Raw genomic sequence first — 18,262 nt, forward strand, 5'->3', positions numbered from 1 at the left:
AAGGTACCGAATTTGTTTTCTGATGGAAGGGAGGCGCTTTTATGAATTCATTTTTTACGTGTCATTCTGTACAACATTCCTTTCAGCTTTTTTCAGTTGAACATCTTGTAACTTTAGCCATTATCGTGATCATAGGAGCATTTATTTTTTTGTGTCGAAAGCAGCTGCGAAAAAAGAGGTTTGTGTTTATTTTGCTTTCACTCATTCTAATTGCTTCAGAAACAGCCTACCAGGCTTGGGAAATCGGATGTCATCGGTGGTCTGCTGAAACTTCCTTGCCTCTTCAGCTCAGTGATATAGTCGTGCTGCTGGCTGCTGTTATGCTGATAACCAAAAGCAGGTTTCTTTTTTATTTTGTGTACTTCGCCGGAATCAGCAGCTCTGTTCAAGCGATGATTACCCCAGACCTTGGCGGCTATGCGTATGCCCAGTTTCGCTATGTGCAGTTTTATGTATCGCATGGCGGTGTGGTACTTGCTTGCTGTATGCTAATTGCTGTCTGCAAATATGAGCCAACGTTTCGTTCTTTATGGGTAAGCGTAGTAGTTGTTAATCTGTACGGAGGTTTTATCTATGTCATGAATCGTTTACTCGGGGCGAATTATTTATACATGATGAAAAAGCCAGAGCACGCTTCCTTGCTGGATGTTCTTGGACCTCATCCTTGGTATTTAGTATGGATTGAAGGAATTATGATTCTTAGCTTTCTTGTCCTTTATCTGCCGTTTTGGGTACATAAAAAAATTAAAGGTGATAAAAGCAAAGTCAATTTTGTTGAAGCAAAATGATAATACTGGTAGTTTATAAGTGTAAACTAACTCGGATTTCCTGAAGGAAAAGGAAAGAGTGACTGAATGAGCCGTGAGAGGCAAGCGTAAAAAATAGAAAAGAACAAAGCAAGCACAGACATCAGAAGGAGAGTATCAAAATGAAAACACTGGTTATTTTAGCGCATCCAAACTTAGCATCTTCTCGCATTAATAAAGCGTGGGCAGAGCGAGTAAAAAAAGAAGAGAATGTGTACGTTCATGATTTATACGCAAACTATCCCGATTTTAAAATTGATGTAGAAAAAGAGCAGGAGTTAGCTGTTCAATTCGATCGTATTGTTTTTCAATTTCCATTTTACTGGTACAGCTCACCAGCACTCTTAAAAGAGTGGCAAGATGTTGTCTTAACATACGGATGGGCTTATGGAAGCAAAGGTACTAAACTTCAGGGAAAAGAGTTTGTCGTAGCTACTTCGACAGGAGGACCTGCGGAAGCTTATCAAGAAGGGGGATACAACCGCTACCCAATGAATCATCTGCTTCTTCCGTTTCAAGCTACGGCAAATTTAACAGGTATGAAGTTCCAAACGCCATTTCTATTTCAAGGAGCAGGCGGTGAGCTGAGCGAAAAAGTCATTCAAGATAGTGCTGAAAGCTACGCTCAATTACTAAGGTAATAAAAAAAGCCGCGTTAACGCGGCTTTTAATTTACATTTGTTCGTGAAAAAGAAGTAAGCAGCTTTTGAGGAGCGATGTCTAATCCTTCAATTAGTAATCCTGTCATAGCCGTTAGACTCCCGACTTCAAATGATTCCCCCGCTCTCCAAAATGCGGATTCACCTTGTTTGATATAAATTTTCAGTCCGTTATCGCCAGCTACCCAGCCTTCCCCGTGAACGACTAGTAGAAGCTGTGGAATCGTAGCTTCTTGACGGGGGGTATAATCATTTTCTTGAAAAGATAAAAAGCTGATTTTGACATCTCCAGTATGAGAAAGCAATGGGTTTACTTTATAGGTAGAATGAAGAAAGGAACGCTCTTCTTCAGATTGAAAACCATATAATTTCATACGTTCATCTCCTTGAATCAAAAATATAAAAAAGAAGTCCTTCTCTTTTCATATACGCCTGTAACAGCAAAAATAGAACTTCAAAGAAATAGCTGTTTCCTGGAAAATGACTTCATTTTTTGTCGAAGCTGAAAATTTTTTGAAGGATAGGGAGGAAAAACAGAAGTTTTTTTGAATAGTATAAAAAAAGGTGTCCGCTAATGGACACCTTTTCCTAATTTAAAAATGACTGTAACGCTTGTTTGTTTTCTTCAAGGTCGATGCTTAAAACAGCACCAATACCGGATACTCGTTCATTTGAATAGGAACCTTCGACCGGTAAACGAAGAGATTTTAAATCTGGCTGATTCCCAACTAAGAAATCTTTTCCTATCACGATAAATGTTTTTGGCGGAATATTTGTATCCACATATGGATCAATGACGCCCCATAGCTTAGGAGCTTTCGCCAGCGTCTTTACTTGAAGAGCTTCATCCATTAATTTACCTATTACTTCTTGTTGACGCTTCACGCGCCCGAAATCACTTTGGCTATCATGTCGGAATCGCACGTATCCTAGTAATTTATCTCCGTGAAGAGTTTGTTTTCCAGGTTTTAGCGTCATGCCAATTCCTGATGACATTTCGTGCGGCACGGTAACCGTAATTCCCTCAGGGGCAATCGTATCGGCAACTTTAGAAAAACCTTTAAAATCAACAACGGCATAATAGTTTACATCTACGCCGAAATTTTCTTTAATTGTCTTACGCATTAATTCAGGCCCGCCAAATGCATAGGCTGAATTTAATTTGTTTTTGCCATGTCCAGGAATATCCACATATGAATCACGCATCAAAGAAATAATTTTAGGCTGATTGCTGTCTTTGTCATAATGAGCAATCATGATTGTATCGGCACGCGAATGTTCTTCACCTCGAGAGTCAATTCCAAGAAGCAGCACATTCATGCTATCTAAATTGGCACTTGCACCATTAAAATCAAATTGTCCATCTTTCCCAAAAGCTCCGTCTGCTTCTGCTAACCCTTGTTGGTATTGATAATACACATACGCACCAGCGGCGATTACAAGAATGAGAAAGAAAAGAAGTAGCTTTCTAAAGCGTTTCTTTTTTCTTTGCTTTTTTCTTTTATGTTGTTTACGTTCTGTACGTTCTTCCAAATGTCTCACCATCGCATTCAAAAATATTAATACTTTTTTGTTTGAAACCAATTATGCAAAAAATTATAAAACGACATAATAAAATTAACACTAAGGAATTAGATTAGCAAGTACGTTCACTAGTAAATCTGCGAAGACAGCTAAAATAAGAGAAGTATACAAATAGAAGAAAGAGGAAATAAAGGTTATTTTTTTCAAGAATCTTTGTTATAATCTATCATAGTTAGGGGAAAAGTTCTGTCTTTTAAGAATGGAATAAGAGGAAAGTCTCTATTTGGGGAGAATCAAATATAGGTCTAAATGTAGAAAAAAGGAGTGAAGCGAATGAGTATATATGTGTCATCTTCGAACCTTGTGCTGATTCCAGAAACGGCGTTAAGTCATTGGAAACCTTATGGCGCGGGGGAATTGACCGGAGCTATTATTTCAGGTAAAGATAGTGCTGAAATAATTAAAGAGCTTAATCAATCGTCTATTCTGCCTTTTACAAGTTTTTTCTATCGAAAGCATTTTGTTATTCTGTTTGATAAAGAACAAGTAAAAAATCATTTTGAACAGCTGCTTTTATTATATAAATCTCAGGGATATATTTTTTATTCTTCTACTTTATACGATGATCACTGGTCCCAGGTCCTTGAAGGAACGAAGCAGCTGCTAACGGTAAATGGACAAGTGGTGCCGGTGCTCGAGCTTGAACAAAACGGTGAATTTGATGTTGTGCGTGATGAATGCGGTCTGCACATTGTGATAGATGAGGACGAAGACGAAGAGAAGCAGCTAGAAAAAAAAGTTCATGAGCTTCCGCTTGAAGAAGGTACCTATTTTATTGGCGATCCGGGATTTGTTGAAAACCGGGACATGCTGGTAAAAGAATATTTTTCTAAAGGTACGTACGAATTTATTTATAGATACGGAGAAAATGGCTGGCTGATGAAAGTAAGTATTCAGCGAAAAGCGATTAAAGAGCAACTTACTACTCTTCACGCGGCTTTGTCTTAACCTCTATTCATTGTACAATATTGCTAAATAACTATGTTATAATAGTAATATTGCACAATGAAAGGGGTTTTTTTAATGGAAGCACGTTTAGAAAAAGTTGTATCGTGGCTGGAAGAAAAGAATGTAGAAACGGCCTTTATTTCGTCAACCGAAAACGTATTTTATTTAACTGGATTTCATACGGATCCGCATGAGCGTTTACTTGGCTTATTTGTGTTTAACGAAGCAGAGCCGATGCTTATTTGTCCATCAATGGAAGTGGGACAAGCAAAAGAAGCCGGCTGGAAGTTTGATGTGATTGGATATGAAGATCATCAAAATCCTTGGGAACTGATTAAAGAAGCTTTACATAAACGAAACGTAATAGATGTGAAAAAGGTTGCTGTAGAGAAAGAGCAGCTGCTGTATGCGAGAGCCGAAGAACTGCTTAGCCTATATCCAAACGCTGAGCTAGTCGGAGCAGAAGAGAAATTAAATCAGCTGCGTTTAATTAAAGATGAGCGTGAAGTTGAGATTCTGCAAAAGGCAGCTGATTTAGCTGATTTTGGTGTAGAAGTAGGCGTAGCGGCTTTAAAAGAAGGCGTTACGGAAATGGATGTTCTGGCTAAAATTGAATACGAGTTAAAGCGAAAAGGAATTCGTGAGATGTCGTTTTCAACGATGGTTTTATTTGGTGAAAAAACGGGAGAAGCGCACGGGAACCCAGGTCTTCGCACGTTAAAGCCAGGAGATATGGTTCTGTTCGATTTAGGTGTAGTGCTAGACGGATACTGTTCAGATATTACGCGTACAGTCGCTTACAAGTCTATTAATGATAAGCAAAAAGAAATTTATGAAACGGTACAGCGCGCTGAGCAGGCAGCTCTTGAAGCTTCCAAGCCCGGCACTCGCATTGGCGACTTGGACATGGTAGCACGCAATGTTATTACAGAAGCAGGATATGGAGAGTATTTCTTGCATCGTCTTGGTCATGGTCTTGGTATTAGCGTGCATGAGTTTCCTTCAATGAGCCGCAACAATGATGATGTGCTTCAAGAAGGCATGGTATATACAATTGAACCGGGTATCTATATTCCAGGACTTGGAGGCGTGCGTATCGAAGATGATGTAATCATTACAAAAGATGGATACGAAACGTTAACGAAGTACCCAAAAGAATTACAAATTATTTCATAATAATGTCATGAAAAATAGAGGCTGCCATGGTGCAGGCTCTATTTTTATGGAAAAAGAAAAAATTGGCCAAGGTTTCTTGTTTGCTTCTTGATACAATTTCATAGTATGTTACGAAACGATAACATTTCTATCACATTTTCTAAAAACTATATCGTAAGCGAGTGCAGTAGTATATGCTGTACAGTAGGGAGCCTTTTAAGGTCGCAAGCAAGGAGGTTTTTTATGAGTAATTTTACAAAAGATGAAGAATTAATTATACATAAAGCAATAGATGTATTTGGTCAAAAGGATCGAATTGAAGATTATTCAGATGAAAGAAAAAAGCATGGTATTCACGTTGTGGCGTGTGAAAATCATCCGCGTCAAGACGTAACCGCGTATGCAACGCTCGGTGGTCATCAATGTCCGACAGGCTATACAGTTGGGGGGATCCCGCTTCGAATTGAAATCGTTGGGGCTTGTCATGAGGAATTCGGTATTTATTCTGCTATTTTAGCAAACTGTATTTTCCATATGATGAAATCTCATGTGTCCATCTTCCCAGGAGCTATTTATAAAGACGTTATTGCAGTCCTTGATGACAGCTTTCATATGCAGCACATTTTGCTGATTCCGCCGTTTTTATGGGATAATTTTTCAACGATTGAACTATCTGATAAAAAAGTAACGTTCCTGCAGGCCGTTCCGATTTCAGAAAATGAACGTGCTTTTGCACTTGAGTACGGGGTAGATTCGTTGCTAAGCCGCTTTGATGCTGAGCAGGTGAATGTCTTCAATTTAGAAAGAAGATCTGTTGTATAAACAAAAAGAGCGCCGACTGAGACGCTCTTTTTTGTTATTGATTAGTAGGTCAATTCTTTTTGCGGTATAGCTTTTTTATGACTCGTTTGGTAGCTGTGAAGCACCATGCCTGCTATGATAACTCCCATTCCAACCCAAGAAAGAATCGATGGCAAAGGACTTGATAGAAGGAAGACCTCTCCTAGCAGGGCAAATAAAACTTCCATCGATTGTGTAGCTTCAACTGCACCTAGCTTTTGAGAATCTTTTTTAACAAGGTCGGTTGCTGCAAAAAATAAGACCGTTGCACATACTCCTGAAAGTAAAGCAACTAAACTGCTTTGATAAATTTGAGTTGTTTTTGGTAGTCCATCGGTCATGTAGGCATAGACAGAAAGAATAATCCAAAACGGCAGGCTTGAAAGCGTCATTCCAAGCACGCGCTGAAACGTATTAAGTGACGACACTTCCATCATTTTACGGTTGCCAAGCGGGTACGCAAAAGAGGCAATCAAAATGGGAACAGTACAAAGCAAGGCAGTAGCGGCCGACAGTTCAGTCGCATGTTCAAGCTGCATGAGCATAACTCCTATTAAAATAATAAACGAAAAACCTAGCTGTTTGAAAGGAATGCCTCCTCGCTTCTTTCCTTCCTTGTAAAACAAAGGAGCTAGGAGAGACCCCGATAAAATTGTGATTTGCCAAGTTCCTGCAATAAGCCAGCCGGGACCGTAGGCTGAAGCAAAACAAAGAGGAGCGTAAAATAAGCCAAATCCAACCGTGCTCCAAAGCAGCCATTTTTGCGGCTGGGCTTTTATTTCTGCCACCACAGGTTTAATACCACCCCAAAAATAAACGAGTACAAGCAAAAGAGGTACCATAAAAAAATAGCGCAGCGACGCGCTCCACGCCCAGCTGCCTCCGGATAAATCCATCGCTCTATTTAAAACGAATGTAAAAGCAAAAAAGAATGAGGCAGCAATGCCTAATAAAAGAGGCTTCACTTGAATTCCTCCTCACTTGTCAGCGCTTCACCTAACGTCAGCCAGTTCGTTTCGACAAGCTGCGATGTCAGGGCGGAATCTTTTTGACCGCAAGCGTTTATGATTTCTTTGTGCTGATCAACAGAAGCTAGGCTAGCAAGAGACGAAAAGCGAGCGATTTCCAGACGCTGAATTTTGGCGCTTGTTTGTTTTACAACACGTTCTAGCTCTATATTGTTCGCCCGTTTTAAAAAGACGGAATGAAATGCTTCATCCGCTTCGATCGCGTTAAGGGCATTTCTTGTTTTAATTGCATGTTCTAGAGATTGATTGTGCTTGATTAGTTGGCCCATATCTTCTTTTTGTAACGAAGTACAAGCCAGCTTAGCAGCAAGTGCATGAAGAGCTGCGACGACAATAAAAGATTGTTTTGCCTCCTCAAGGTTTAATGGAGCCACTTTTGTAGAAGAGCCGGGTGTCGTTTGGACAAGACCTTCATCTTCAAGTCTTTTTAATGCTTCTCGAACAGGAGTGCGGCTAACTCCAAATTGCTCAGCCAGTTCTTTATCCTGAAGCTTTTGTTCCGGCTGAAATTCAAGCATGACAATATTGTGTTTAAGTGTTTGATAGACTTCTTCTCTTAAAGACAGTCGTTTGAGAGGTTTAATATTATTTTTCATAAAACCAATATATCGCATATTACATTAAATAACAATGTGAAAACTAAAAAAACTTCGTCTAAAAAGCAGACAGCTGCTTTTTAGATGAAGAGCTTAATTACTGCTGCGCAAAGATTTAGATAAAATGCTCGCAATCGCTTTGCTGTGCTCAACCTGCGTTTTTTTGGATTCTTTTCGTTCAAGAGCTACTTTTTGAAGGCTTTTTTCTTCTTCAGTTTGAGCAATAACTTGAGGAACGGAGGCAGGTTTCCCGTTTTCTAATGCAACAAAGGTGAGAAAAGAAGTAGCTGCGATACGCTTAATGCCCGTTAATAAATTTTCGGCAATCACTTTAACAAAAATAATCATGGAGCTTTTTCCTGTAACAACAACGAATGCTTCATATGAAATAAAATCTTCTTCGGTGACGGGTTCGATAAAATCAACGTGATCAATGGAAGCCGTAACACACGTCTTTCGGGAATGTTTAGCTGCTGAAAGAGAAGCCGTCATGTCCATGTCAGCGACAATTTTTCCTCCAAAAAGGGTGTGGTGATTGTTTAGGTCATTTGGAAAAATGTGCTGTGATTTGACTACTCGTGAGACGCTGCAAAGTACTGCTTTTTCACTCATTGAAAACACTCCTTCAAACTGTTTATATGGTTTAATGTATGTTGACTACTTGTTCTTATGTATACAAGTTATAGAGAGCCCTTTCGTAAAAAGCTCTTCAAAAGCTTCTATATGGTAAAATAGAACAAATATGAAAGAGAGGATGAGAGCATGAACTTAACTCAATTTTCTAGAAGAAAATATACAGATTCCCCTACACCTTTAGAAAAGCTATCGGTTTTATCTCAGCAGTTAAATGGACCTTCAATTTATATGAAGCGAGATGATATGCTTGGACTGACAGGTGGAGGAAATAAGACACGCAAGCTTGAATATTTAGTAGCTGATGCAAAGGCGCAAGGAGCAGACGTGCTTGTAACGTGCGGTGCGATACAATCCAATCACTGTCGTTTGACGCTCGCTGCGGCTGTAAAAGAACAAATGAAATGCGTGCTCGTATTAGAAGAAGGGGAAAATAAAGCAAGTGATCAGCCGACAGGGAACTATTTTCTTTATCATTTATTAGGCGCTCATGACATGCGGTTTGTCGCTGAAGGTTCTGATTTGACAGCCGAAATGAAAACAGTAGAGCGAGAGCTAATTGAAAAAGGTCATAAACCGTATTTAATTCCAGTAGGAGGTTCGAATGTTATCGGTGCAACCGGATACACTGCCTGTGCACAAGAGCTGCTTATGCAAAGCTATGAGCAGCAAATAAAGCTTAGCCACGTGGTTTGCACAAGCGGCAGCGGAGGCATGCACGCAGGATTAGTGGCAGGCTTTCAAGGTCTTCAAAGTGACGTATCCGTTATTGGAATGAATGTTAGTCGTGCTAAAGAAGAACAAGAAGTAAAAGTTGCTAAGCTGACGAGTGAACTTTATGATCATTTACATAGTAAAACGCCTTTTAAAGAAGAAGAGATTGTGTGTATGGATGAATACGTAGGTCCAGGGTATGCTGTTCCAACAGAAGAGATGGTGGAAGCAGTCAAACTTGTGGCCAGTACGGAAGGGATTTTATTGGATCCTGTGTATACGGGAAAAGCGATGGCTGGTCTGATTGATTTAATTCGAAAAGGTTACTTTAATAAGGATGAAAATGTGGTGTTCGTCCACTCAGGCGGTTCACCGGCTCTTTATGCCTATACCTCAATTTTTTCATAAAAAAGCAAGGGATTCGACTCCCTTGCTTTTTTAGTTTATATAGGAATAGTAAGTGAAAACGTTACTCCAGTGTCTGTATTTTCAGCCGTAATCGCTCCATCGTGCATCGTCACAATACGCTTTACGATACTTAAGCCGATACCGAATTCACCGTTTGCTCCTTTTTTAAACGGTTCAAACAAGTGTTGAAGCACGCTTTGATCAATGGGCGGACCATCGTTGCTGATTGTACATTGAACGTTCGTTTGGTGTTTAGCAAGTGAAAGTGAAACCTTCGTCTCGGCATAGCGCAGCTGGTTGTCGAGTACATTTTCAAGAACTTTTGTCCACAGCTCTTTGTCTCCTTTAATCGTTGCGTTTGCGTCGTCAAATTCCCACTGTATTTCAGGGCGCCTCCACCGCAAGCGATCCACTACTTCATGAAGTAGTGCAGTAAAATTAAAGTCATCTTGTGCAAGCTGATGAGTGGACATATAGTCAAGCTTGGTTAAGTAAAGCAAATCGCGGATTTTTTTCTCGAGATTTTTGGATTCATCTTCAATAACTTTTACCGTTTGCGATAAATCACCTTTTGGATAAATGCCGTCTTGAATCGACTGAGCGTAGCTTTGAATCACCATAACCGGTGTTTTTAAATCATGTGAAATATTTTGAAGGAGCGTTTGCTGTGCTTCATCTTTAGATACGAGCCTTTTGCGCATTTGCTCGATGGATGCGCCTAGCTTGCCAATTTCATCTGAACGGTTCACTGTAACGGGCTCATGCCAATTTTGTTCGGCAATTTTTTTCACATCTTTTTCAAGCGATACAAGCGGCTTGCTTAAATATCTTGATAGCCAAATAGATGGAAGCCAGCTGAATAGAAATACAATTGAAATTACAAGAAGCAGCTGTTTAAATAGAGTAGAAGTGAGCGCGTTGCGATACGTATCCCACGAAAATGAAAGTAAAAAAGCAGGCTGTCCGTTTACACTTACTTTTCGTATTACATAAAAAAGCGTCCGGTTGCCAAGATCTTTTTCATAGCGAGCGACGATTTTTTGCTGATTGATTGCATCTTCCTGTGCTTTTCTCAAAAAGTCTTGAGGCAACACCCGTGATGAAAAATAAGAGATATCCGCATGTTCAGGCAATAAAATATGATCCACGGTTCGATTGCCAAGTGTTGGTTCACTGTCTTCATTGCTAAAGTAGTATTCACCTGAGCGGCTTGGCAGGCCGTATTCTTTTAAAATATGCTGTTCATTTTCAATAGTGGTATAAATTTCATTCGTGAAGAACTGCCTGAGCGTCGTTGGGAATAAAATAGCGAGCAAAATTGAAATAAGCAGTAAAATACCGGAGATGACGAGCCAAATTTGAAATGCAAGCGACTTGTTTTTCATGCTTTCATCATCCGGTATCCATATCCGTAAATCGTTTCAATTCGTGCTTGCGGCATTTTTTTACGCACGCGCCTTACTAAATCATCCACCACTCGGTCTGTGCCAAAATAATCTTCTCCCCAAATGAGATTCAGCAGCTGCTCCCGTGAAAAAGCCTGTCCAAGGTCTTTTGAGATAGTGACAAGAAAATCAAATTCTTTAGACGTTAAATCAATCGGCTTTCCATCTTCACTGACTGTACGGGTATGTAAATCGATCTCATAAGGAGTCAGCGTAATGGTATCGGTTTTCTTTTGATTGGAACCATATACGCGGTTTAGCAGTTTGTTTGCTCGAATAACTAGTTCACGAGGCAAAAAAGGCTTTGATAAATAGTCGTCGCTGCCCATTTCAAGCCCAAGAACCCGGTCAATATCGGCATCGCGGGCTGAGATAAAAATAACAGGCACTTGCGGCGTTTGCTGCTTGATTTCGCGAATGAGCTGATACCCGTCAATGTCAGGCAGCATAATATCTAAAATCCACAGATGCGGAGGAGTTGCAATCATTTCTTTGGCTTCCGTGCCGTTAAAAAATGAGCGAACGTCCCAGCCTTCTTTTTGAAGGTAAAGGGTTAAAACTTCGTTTAAATTTTGTTCATCCTCTACTAAATATAGTGTAAAGCTCAAATTTGACACCTTCCTCTGAATATATGAAAATTAAGGTAAATAAAGCATATTGCGCCATCTATGCGCGTGTCTTTAAAGGTCTATGTACCCGCTATTATACTACGTGTTTGCTGTTATAAAGAAATTTTTCACAATTTCACACATTGTTTTGATACTTATCCCAAACTTTTATTTTATAGTATAGATAACATAAAATTTGCTACGTTAAAAGGAGTGTTTTTCATGGATCCACGTGATTATGAAAGAGAGCAAGAACGAAAAGAAGAATACGAAAATCGCCAGCAGCGCTACGATCAGTATCAGCCTGCGTCATCATCACAGCCTCCAAGAAGACGCTTATTTCCAGTGATTGCATCTTCTATCGCCGGAGCAGTACTTGGAGGAGGAATTGTGTTATACGGTGCTCCCCAGCTGGGGTTAATGGATTCAGCTGATACGCAAACAGCGAATCAAACAACGCAGACTCAAACGGCAACAACAACGAGCACAACGCCTCGAACAGTAAGCACAACCGTCAATCAGTCAGATCTTGTTTCAGTTGTAAATAAAGTATCAGCTGCTGTTGTAGGCGTGAACAATATTCAGCAGCAAACAAATCCATTTTCTGGAGATACCCAAACGCAAGAAGCAGGAACGGGTTCCGGTGTTATTTTCAAAAAAGAAAATGGAAAAGCATACGTTGTGACCAATAACCACGTTATTGACGGCGCAAGCGAAGTAGAAGTGTCACTTTCAAACGGACAAAAAGAAAAAGCTAAAATTGTCGGAGCTGACGCGCTAACGGATTTAGCGGTGCTTGAGATGTCTGACAAAAATGTTGAACAAGTGGCGAAGTTCGGGAAATCATCGGATTTAGTAGCGGGTGAAACGGTGCTTGCAATCGGAAATCCTCTTGGTGAACAATTTTCTCGTACGGTCACACAAGGTATTGTGAGCGCAGCAAAACGCTCTGTCCCTATTTCAGAAAATTGGAACGTAGATGCAATTCAAACGGATGCGGCGATTAATCCAGGAAACAGCGGCGGTGCACTTATCAATTCTTCCGGTGAAGTAGTCGGCATCAACAGTATGAAAATTTCAGAAGACAATGTAGAAGGCATCGGCTTTGCTCTTCCAAGTGATGAAGTGCAGCCGACGATTGAACAGCTGATGAAAAACGGAAAAATAACGCGTCCATATATGGGGGTAGGTCTTCAAGATGTAGGTCAGCTTTCAGCTGCAACAAAACAAAACCAGCTAGGCCTAACCAGCGATACGTCTGAAGGAGTTGTCGTAACGACGGTTGAACCATTCTCTTCTGCTTCTGATGCAGGTTTACAATCAAAAGACGTGATTGTTGCCATCGATGGAAATGAAGTCAAAACATCCAGTGATTTACGTCAATATCTATACACAAAACGCAAAGTAGGAGACACGGTAAAATTAGACGTGTATCGAAATGGAAAAAAACAAACTATTTCTCTGAAGCTTTCAGAGCAGCAGGATAACAATGGATGAGTTCAACACCGTTAAAGCTGCTGCTAGCAGTATTAACAGCGTTCGGATTTTTAACCGGCTGCGGAGGGAAGCATTCAAACACGATGTTTCCTTCTGTAGAAATTAGTCAGCTATCTTCTACCAAAGAACTGGCAGCGTATGAGGGAGGCAAGGTGACAGGAGCTGAATTCAACCGTTTTTTAGCCGTTGAAGGGTTCTTAAATCCAGATGCTCCGCTAAATGATACAAGCTACCGCAAAGAGTTATTGCGGCAGCTTGTTATGCAAAAAATCTTAATTTCGCATCTAAAGACAAGCGATAAAGTACAAAAACAAGTCGAGGATATGTGGAAGCAAATTAAACGCTCATATGACCAGGATACAAGAAAACAAGGTTATGAAGTGTTAAATATTCGTTCCAGTGATGTAACCAACCAGCTAACGAATCAGTTTAAATTAGAAGAATATTTCCGTAAACAAATTACGTCTGATGAACTAACTGCTTACTATAAACGTATTGAAAACGATCTAACGCGTGTAGCTTTTACGCAGCTGGCTTTTTCCACTTTACATGATGCCTCTGCCGCTGCGGCTGAACTGCAAAAGGGAATATCCCTTCAAGACGTTCAAAAAAAATATGCTGATGTCCAGACAATCAGCAAAATAGAGAATGCTGGTAATCTAAAGCTTTCAAGTCTATCTCCCTCTTTTATAGATGTTTTAAAAAAACAGCACATCGGAGAGAGTAGTGAGCCCATTAAAATGGGTAAAGTCTATTACATTTTTATTTTAAAACAAAAAGATAAAAAAACGGAATCAGAAGTCAAAGAAGAAATGATGAAAGAACTTGTTTTGAATCATATCAACCGCTATATCCAGGATGAACTGCCAAGGTTTCACGTGACGTTCAACCTTAGGTAGTTCCCTTTTATATAGATTGATTGTTTTCAAAAAACAAGCAGGTAAAAGAGCTTTCTATTAATAGAGAGCTCTTTTACATTTTTAAGTAGACAGAAATGTCGGCACCTGATAAAATGAAGTTGTAAAACTTTCATTATTCGGAAAATTTATACCCTCCAGCTTTGGAGGGTTATTTTTTATGCTGTTGGACGAACAAAAGAGCTTGGGACAAAAGTAGTTTAGTGGAAAGAAGATCCGAACGATGAATCGTTCGGATTTTTTCGTTACGTTTCAATCACTTTTCATCTTTTAAATGACTCAATAACGCAGGAGCCATCTCTACGTGAGAAAGGGCGATGTGTGAAATCGTTTTGGCATAAGGTGTAATTTCGTTAATAAATTGTTCGAGTACGTGCAGGTGAGGAAGCTGAAGCTTTGTAATAAAGCAGGCTTGCCCGGCGATGCGTTCACAGAATAAAGCGTAGGGATAATGAGAAATAAATCGTTTAAAACGCTCGTGCTCGCCGTTTTTCATCGTTACTTCAATAAAACACGACACGGGCAGGTGCAGCTTTTCATAATCAATATCAATCGTATACCCTTTTATAACACCAAAGCTCTCTAGCTGCCTTACTCGCTCTGCCACCGAAGGAGGAGACAAGTTAATTTGTTTTCCTAGCTCTCGTAAGGAAAGGCGGCTGTTTTGCTGCAGCGCCTGCAAAATCGATAAATCAATTTCATCAATTTTCAATTGAAAACCTTCTTTCTCATTAACGTTTCATTTGATTAGTAATAGTAGATAAAATGTTTTATATGTAATCTGAAATTTCCATTTTTCTTACTATAATAATTAAAAAGGAGTGAGTAAAAAATGGCAAGAGTTTTGTTAGCAAACGAAGAGGGAACAAATTTTGAAAAAGCATTGAATTTAATTCCGCATGTAAAAAGATTGTATGATGAACTTTACAACACGCTTTGGAACAGCGATATAGTAGAGAGAGAGACTAAGGAAAAAATAAGGCTTTATCTAGCAGGTGTTAACGGCTGTGAGACATGTATGAGCATGTCATATGTAGGCGATGAGACGCTTAATCAAAAAGTGTTAAGAGAAAAAGAGCTGGAAGAAAAAGATCGACTGCTGTTTCGATTTATTGATGTATACCGAGTGCGTCCAAGGGAGTTGACCGATGCTGATATGGATCAATTAAAGAAATTTTACAGTGATACGCAGCTGTTAGAGCTTTTAGCTGTTATTAATTTATTTGATCAATTTCACAAAATGATTGTCAGTTTAGATTTATATGATTTTTGCAGCTTGCAGGGCAAGTGAGGTCTTCCCTAAAAATATCTTGACAGACAAAATTCACAGGAGTAAGATAGCTTTCGTGAAGTGAAACGTATCATGAATCGAATCGATTATTCTAAAAAATAGATCATAGACATTTGAATAAAAATCGCTTAATCCATTACGGAGCGGAGGACCCATTATTTACGCACATATTGTGCTTCGGGGTGAATCCTTAAAAAGGTAGGGTTACTCTTAAAACCCGAACCCGACAGCTAACTTCGCAAGCGTTTTGAGGGGGAAGAGTGTGAAAAAACACAGGAGCCTTCCTGTGTTTTTTTGCGCTTTTTTTAAGAAAAAGATGTAATTTTTTAGAAAAAGTATAAGCTAAGAGAACACACAGCAGTTGAAGAAAGGAATAAATACATTATGAAAAAACAGTTTGCTGTATTGGGATTAGGTCGTTTTGGAGGCAGTTTGGTTGAAGAGTTTGCTAATCTGGATGTGGATGTGCTCGCTATTGACCGCAATCAGGAGGTAGTAAATAAATTTAGCAACTCAGCTACATATGTTGTGCAAGCAAACGCGATTGATGAAGCTAGCTTAAAGGGGCTAGGTATTCGCAATGTTGATCATGCTCTTATTTCGTTTGGGGATGATATCGAAGCAAGCGTTCTCGCAACGATGCTTTTAAAAGATATGGGCGTTAAGCAAGTATGGGTAAAAGCAGTGAATATGTATCATCAAAAAGTGCTGGAGAAAATAGGAGCAGACAAAGTCATTCATCCTGAGCGTGATATTGCTAAACGTATTGCTCATCACGTAGTGTCAGAAAAAATCATTGATTACATTGAATTATCAAAGGATTATAGTATTGTCGAAATTGTCGCCTCTAAGAAACTTCATAATAAAACGCTGTTTGATTTAAACATTCGTGCCAAGTACGGCTGCAACATTATCGGCTTTCAGCGAAAAGACGGGGAAATGGTGATTTCGCCTACCGCGCATGAAATAATTGAACAAGGAGATATGCTTATTGTTATCGGACATAACCGCGATTTGAACCGTTTTGAAGAAGAAGGAGTTTAACTCATGAAAAAACAAATCATTAAACTCACCCCTCCGCAGCTGCTTGTCTCCATTTTTGGCGGAGGAATTATTATGGGTGCTCTTCTATTGATGATGCCTTTTTCTACTACTGAGCCAATCCGATGGGTAGACGCCCTTTTTACATCTACTTCCGCTATGACAGTGACCGGCTTAGCCGTCGTAGATACAGGTACGCGTTTTACCGTCATCGGTCAAACGATCATTATGCTGTTAATTCAAATAGGCGGTCTTGGCATTATGTCATTTGCCGTGTTGATTTTTATGATGCTAGGTAAAAAAATTGGATTTAAAGAGCGTATGCTCGTTCAGCAGGCATTAAATCAAACAAGCGTCGGCGGAGTTGTCCTGCTAGTTAAAAGGCTGTTTATCTTTTCATTTTTAATTGAGTTTATTGCACTTATTTTTTTAGCGATACGCTGGGTTCCGGAATTCGGATGGTCTAAGGGGCTGTTCTTTAGCTTGTTTCATTCAATTTCAGCTTTTAATAACGCAGGGTTTGGACTACTGTCTGATAACTTAGTACAGTATGTTGGAGATCCTATTATTAACATAACGATTTCTTTTTTGTTCATCATTGGCGGGTTAGGGTTTACCGTTCTTGCTGATATGTGGGTGAAAAAATCGTATAAAAAACTAACGTTGCATTCAAAAATTATGATTATCAGCACGTTTGCGATTAATGTGATTGCCATGCTTTTTATTTTTTTCTTAGAGTACAGCAATTCGCATACGCTCGGAAATTTATCATTAGGAGACAAAGTATGGGCTTCTTATTTTCAAGCAGTAACGACAAGAACCGCTGGATTTAATACAATTGATTTAGCTCACCTGCATGATGCAACGGTCTTTTTAATGGTCTTATTAATGTTTATTGGTGCAGGAAGTGCGTCAACAGGAGGCGGTATTAAACTAACAACGTTTGTGGTGATTGTTTTTTCTGTATGGGCATTTTTACGAAGCCGGGAAGATATTGTGCTGTTAAAGAGACGACTTCTTCCTCTTCACGTGTTTAAGGCACTAGCCATCACGATGATTTCAATTATGTTTGTATTTGGGGCCATTTTCCTGTTAAATATTTCGGAAAACCTTCCGTTTGTAAAAATTATGTTTGAAGTTGTTTCAGCGTTTGGAACAGTAGGTTTATCAATGGGAGCAACTCCTGAACTTTCGTACTTTGGACGCGTAATTATTATCTTTATCATGTTTTTAGGAAAAGTGGGGCCATTAACGCTTGCGTTTTCATTATCTAAGCAAAAGCGCGAAGCTGTTCGTTATCCAAATGAAGATATAATGCTAGGGTAGAAAAATCGCCTTCGATAAGGCGATTTTTTTATATTATTTATACGTTCAAGACATATAAGAGGTTACGCACAAAACAGTTGCGATGAATAAAAAGAAGGCAAAGACAAGAACAATGGGCAATTTGGAATGTCGGCGCATTAAAGGTCCCCCTTTTTTATAGTAAAAAATCTCTTACTATATATAACGAAAGAAACAAAAATATGATTCACTTTTTTTGGCGGAATTTGAAGGTTTTTCTCATTGGAAAAATCCGCACCCCTGTCCTAAACATTTTGCCAAGCTGTTGCATACACTAAAAGCAGATAATAGGAAGTGAGGGATGGTACGTGGGAAAACAAAATTTTGCGTTAATCGTTGTGTTATTTGTTTTACTTGTTATTGTAGGTGCGTCTGGCTTTCGCTTTTAAACGTTAACTTTATTTACGCATAGCCCCCGTCAAAAAGGGCATACTAGGCGGAAGTAAAAACCAAAAATTTCTTCAATATTGCCGAACAATGAGTTCCTCTACTCATTCATCTAATCGGTATGTAGCCATGCGAAAGCATGGTTTTTTTTTGAAATAAGAGGATGAATGATGTTCATCCCCTCTAGAAATTAGTAGTAGCAAGAACACCCTACGATTACTAATAGAATAAATAAAACAACGATAAATGAAAAACCAAAACCGCCTTTTGCGCCCATATGTGTAACCTCCTTTAGTAAAAGTCTCTATATCCTATGTACTAATTGGGTTAAGTGATTGAGAAATTTGCCTATTTTTTAACG

21 protein-coding genes and 1 riboswitch are annotated in these 18,262 nt (G+C 39.3%); of the genes, 12 read left to right on the top strand and 9 right to left on the bottom strand.

The genetic code is table 11. From position 1 onward, the window contains the following. Positions 1-41 precede the first annotated feature (41 nt). Together ACFX4E_RS04910 and ACFX4E_RS04915 are read left to right on the top strand one after the other, a co-directional pair. Positions 42-788, top strand: coding sequence for a YwaF family protein (locus ACFX4E_RS04910; RefSeq protein WP_377237847.1), 747 nt, complete (start codon positions 42-44; stop codon positions 786-788). A 140-nt stretch (positions 789-928) separates the two neighbouring features. Continuing rightward, complete coding sequence (locus tag ACFX4E_RS04915) at positions 929-1,447, top strand: NAD(P)H-dependent oxidoreductase (protein ID WP_060747166.1); 519 nt, start codon at positions 929-931, stop codon at positions 1,445-1,447. A gap of 26 nt (positions 1,448-1,473) precedes the next feature. On the opposite strand, the gene ACFX4E_RS04920 is transcribed toward ACFX4E_RS04915, so the two are convergent. Continuing rightward, the gene (locus tag ACFX4E_RS04920) at positions 1,474-1,839 is read right to left on the bottom strand and encodes a hypothetical protein (protein WP_014458652.1); all 366 of its coding nucleotides are present in this window, start codon (positions 1,837-1,839) and stop codon (positions 1,474-1,476) included. Positions 1,840-2,053: 214 nt separating this feature from the next. Continuing rightward, positions 2,054-3,010, bottom strand: a complete 957-nt coding sequence (locus tag ACFX4E_RS04925; protein WP_371264487.1) for an LCP family protein — start codon at positions 3,008-3,010, stop codon at positions 2,054-2,056. 312 nt (positions 3,011-3,322) lie between these two features. Between ACFX4E_RS04925 and ACFX4E_RS04930 the strand changes: the two genes are divergently transcribed. The 3 genes from ACFX4E_RS04930 to ACFX4E_RS04940 all read left to right on the top strand — a co-directional run bounded on the left by ACFX4E_RS04930 (position 3,323) and on the right by ACFX4E_RS04940 (position 5,974). Next, positions 3,323-3,997 carry a hypothetical protein gene (locus tag ACFX4E_RS04930; protein ID WP_098249107.1) on the top strand — a complete coding sequence of 225 codons (675 nt, stop codon included), beginning with the start codon at positions 3,323-3,325 and terminating at the stop codon, positions 3,995-3,997. Positions 3,998-4,072: 75 nt separating this feature from the next. Next, positions 4,073-5,173, top strand: coding sequence for a M24 family metallopeptidase (locus ACFX4E_RS04935; protein ID WP_377237846.1), 1,101 nt, complete (start codon positions 4,073-4,075; stop codon positions 5,171-5,173). Between the two features lie 222 nt (positions 5,174-5,395). Continuing rightward, the gene (locus ACFX4E_RS04940) at positions 5,396-5,974 is read left to right on the top strand and encodes a suppressor of fused domain protein (RefSeq protein WP_013084584.1); all 579 of its coding nucleotides are present in this window, start codon (positions 5,396-5,398) and stop codon (positions 5,972-5,974) included. A 41-nt stretch (positions 5,975-6,015) separates the two neighbouring features. Here ACFX4E_RS04940 and ACFX4E_RS04945 read toward each other — a convergent pair whose 3' ends face one another. From ACFX4E_RS04945 to ACFX4E_RS04955, 3 genes are all read right to left on the bottom strand, one after another. Continuing rightward, entirely contained in the window at positions 6,016-6,957 is a 942-nt protein-coding gene (locus ACFX4E_RS04945; RefSeq protein ID WP_377237845.1) for a DMT family transporter, read from the bottom strand. Beyond that, entirely contained in the window at positions 6,954-7,634 is a 681-nt protein-coding gene (locus ACFX4E_RS04950) for a GntR family transcriptional regulator (RefSeq protein ID WP_377237844.1), read from the bottom strand. The genes ACFX4E_RS04945 and ACFX4E_RS04950 overlap by 4 nt, the downstream gene beginning before the upstream one ends. A 75-nt stretch (positions 7,635-7,709) precedes the next feature. Further along, positions 7,710-8,228, bottom strand: a complete 519-nt coding sequence (locus ACFX4E_RS04955; RefSeq protein ID WP_034649541.1) for an acyl-CoA thioesterase — start codon at positions 8,226-8,228, stop codon at positions 7,710-7,712. Between the two features lie 150 nt (positions 8,229-8,378). On the opposite strand from ACFX4E_RS04955, the gene cuyA reads away from it, so the two are divergent. Beyond that, positions 8,379-9,371, top strand: coding sequence for a D-cysteate sulfo-lyase (gene cuyA, locus ACFX4E_RS04960; protein ID WP_377237843.1), 993 nt, complete (start codon positions 8,379-8,381; stop codon positions 9,369-9,371). A 35-nt stretch (positions 9,372-9,406) separates the two neighbouring features. Here cuyA and ACFX4E_RS04965 read toward each other — a convergent pair whose 3' ends face one another. Both ACFX4E_RS04965 and ACFX4E_RS04970 read right to left on the bottom strand, forming a co-directional pair. Beyond that, positions 9,407-10,756: a sensor histidine kinase gene (locus ACFX4E_RS04965; protein WP_377237842.1), complete on the bottom strand. Its 1,350-nt coding sequence runs from the start codon at positions 10,754-10,756 to the stop codon at positions 9,407-9,409. Further along, entirely contained in the window at positions 10,753-11,424 is a 672-nt protein-coding gene (locus ACFX4E_RS04970; RefSeq protein ID WP_028410990.1) for a response regulator transcription factor, read from the bottom strand. The genes ACFX4E_RS04965 and ACFX4E_RS04970 overlap by 4 nt, the downstream gene beginning before the upstream one ends. 222 nt (positions 11,425-11,646) lie before the next feature. Here ACFX4E_RS04970 and ACFX4E_RS04975 point away from each other — a divergent pair, with 222 nt between their 5' ends. Both ACFX4E_RS04975 and ACFX4E_RS04980 read left to right on the top strand, forming a co-directional pair. After that, on the top strand, positions 11,647-12,921 hold the full coding sequence (locus tag ACFX4E_RS04975) for a S1C family serine protease (RefSeq protein WP_013084577.1): 1,275 nt from the start codon (positions 11,647-11,649) through the stop codon (positions 12,919-12,921). Beyond that, entirely contained in the window at positions 12,918-13,820 is a 903-nt protein-coding gene (locus tag ACFX4E_RS04980) for a peptidyl-prolyl cis-trans isomerase (RefSeq protein ID WP_377237841.1), read from the top strand. The genes ACFX4E_RS04975 and ACFX4E_RS04980 overlap by 4 nt, the downstream gene beginning before the upstream one ends. 274 nt (positions 13,821-14,094) lie before the next feature. On the opposite strand, the gene ACFX4E_RS04985 is transcribed toward ACFX4E_RS04980, so the two are convergent. Further along, on the bottom strand, positions 14,095-14,550 hold the full coding sequence (locus ACFX4E_RS04985) for an Lrp/AsnC family transcriptional regulator (protein WP_025750098.1): 456 nt from the start codon (positions 14,548-14,550) through the stop codon (positions 14,095-14,097). A gap of 120 nt (positions 14,551-14,670) precedes the next feature. Between ACFX4E_RS04985 and ACFX4E_RS04990 the strand changes: the two genes are divergently transcribed. The 4 genes from ACFX4E_RS04990 to ACFX4E_RS05005 all read left to right on the top strand — a co-directional run bounded on the left by ACFX4E_RS04990 (position 14,671) and on the right by ACFX4E_RS05005 (position 17,903). Next, a complete protein-coding gene (locus ACFX4E_RS04990) occupies positions 14,671-15,129 on the top strand; it encodes a carboxymuconolactone decarboxylase family protein (RefSeq protein WP_377237840.1) in 459 nt (152 codons plus the stop codon). Between the two features lie 115 nt (positions 15,130-15,244). Then, a riboswitch (cyclic di-AMP (ydaO/yuaA leader) is annotated at positions 15,245-15,389 on the top strand. A 124-nt stretch (positions 15,390-15,513) separates the two neighbouring features. After that, on the top strand, positions 15,514-16,173 hold the full coding sequence (locus ACFX4E_RS04995; protein ID WP_013058591.1) for a potassium channel family protein: 660 nt from the start codon (positions 15,514-15,516) through the stop codon (positions 16,171-16,173). Positions 16,174-16,176: 3 nt separating this feature from the next. Next, a complete protein-coding gene (locus ACFX4E_RS05000) occupies positions 16,177-17,496 on the top strand; it encodes a TrkH family potassium uptake protein (protein WP_028410995.1) in 1,320 nt (439 codons plus the stop codon). A 326-nt stretch (positions 17,497-17,822) separates the two neighbouring features. Beyond that, positions 17,823-17,903 carry a YjcZ family sporulation protein gene (locus ACFX4E_RS05005; RefSeq protein ID WP_016765202.1) on the top strand — a complete coding sequence of 27 codons (81 nt, stop codon included), beginning with the start codon at positions 17,823-17,825 and terminating at the stop codon, positions 17,901-17,903. 188 nt (positions 17,904-18,091) lie between these two features. Here the strand turns inward: ACFX4E_RS05005 and ACFX4E_RS05010 are convergent, their stop codons facing one another. After that, complete coding sequence (locus tag ACFX4E_RS05010) at positions 18,092-18,178, bottom strand: YjcZ family sporulation protein (protein WP_016765201.1); 87 nt, start codon at positions 18,176-18,178, stop codon at positions 18,092-18,094. Between the last annotated feature and the right edge of the window lie 84 nt (positions 18,179-18,262).

It is taken from the genome of Priestia sp. YIM B13491, assembly GCF_042787605.1.
GTDB classification, from domain to species: domain Bacteria; phylum Bacillota; class Bacilli; order Bacillales; family Bacillaceae_H; genus Priestia; species Priestia megaterium_E.

Excerpts from the sequence above, each read along its gene's own strand:
- ACFX4E_RS04910 (WP_377237847.1), top strand. The coding sequence starts at position 42 with ATGAATTCATTTTTTACGTGTCATTCTGTACAACATTCCTTTCAGCTT.
- ACFX4E_RS04915 (WP_060747166.1), top strand. The coding sequence starts at position 929 with ATGAAAACACTGGTTATTTTAGCGCATCCAAACTTAGCATCTTCTCGC.
- ACFX4E_RS04920 (WP_014458652.1), bottom strand. The coding sequence starts at position 1,839 with ATGAAATTATATGGTTTTCAATCTGAAGAAGAGCGTTCCTTTCTTCAT.
- ACFX4E_RS04925 (WP_371264487.1), bottom strand. The coding sequence starts at position 3,010 with ATGGTGAGACATTTGGAAGAACGTACAGAACGTAAACAACATAAAAGA.
- ACFX4E_RS04930 (WP_098249107.1), top strand. The coding sequence starts at position 3,323 with ATGAGTATATATGTGTCATCTTCGAACCTTGTGCTGATTCCAGAAACG.
- ACFX4E_RS04935 (WP_377237846.1), top strand. The coding sequence starts at position 4,073 with ATGGAAGCACGTTTAGAAAAAGTTGTATCGTGGCTGGAAGAAAAGAAT.
- ACFX4E_RS04940 (WP_013084584.1), top strand. The coding sequence starts at position 5,396 with ATGAGTAATTTTACAAAAGATGAAGAATTAATTATACATAAAGCAATA.
- ACFX4E_RS04950 (WP_377237844.1), bottom strand. The coding sequence starts at position 7,634 with ATGCGATATATTGGTTTTATGAAAAATAATATTAAACCTCTCAAACGA.
- ACFX4E_RS04955 (WP_034649541.1), bottom strand. The coding sequence starts at position 8,228 with ATGAGTGAAAAAGCAGTACTTTGCAGCGTCTCACGAGTAGTCAAATCA.
- cuyA (WP_377237843.1), top strand. The coding sequence starts at position 8,379 with ATGAACTTAACTCAATTTTCTAGAAGAAAATATACAGATTCCCCTACA.
- ACFX4E_RS04965 (WP_377237842.1), bottom strand. The coding sequence starts at position 10,756 with ATGAAAAACAAGTCGCTTGCATTTCAAATTTGGCTCGTCATCTCCGGT.
- ACFX4E_RS04975 (WP_013084577.1), top strand. The coding sequence starts at position 11,647 with ATGGATCCACGTGATTATGAAAGAGAGCAAGAACGAAAAGAAGAATAC.
- ACFX4E_RS04980 (WP_377237841.1), top strand. The coding sequence starts at position 12,918 with ATGAGTTCAACACCGTTAAAGCTGCTGCTAGCAGTATTAACAGCGTTC.
- ACFX4E_RS04990 (WP_377237840.1), top strand. The coding sequence starts at position 14,671 with ATGGCAAGAGTTTTGTTAGCAAACGAAGAGGGAACAAATTTTGAAAAA.
- ACFX4E_RS04995 (WP_013058591.1), top strand. The coding sequence starts at position 15,514 with ATGAAAAAACAGTTTGCTGTATTGGGATTAGGTCGTTTTGGAGGCAGT.
- ACFX4E_RS05000 (WP_028410995.1), top strand. The coding sequence starts at position 16,177 with ATGAAAAAACAAATCATTAAACTCACCCCTCCGCAGCTGCTTGTCTCC.
- ACFX4E_RS05010 (WP_016765201.1), bottom strand. The coding sequence starts at position 18,178 with ATGGGCGCAAAAGGCGGTTTTGGTTTTTCATTTATCGTTGTTTTATTT.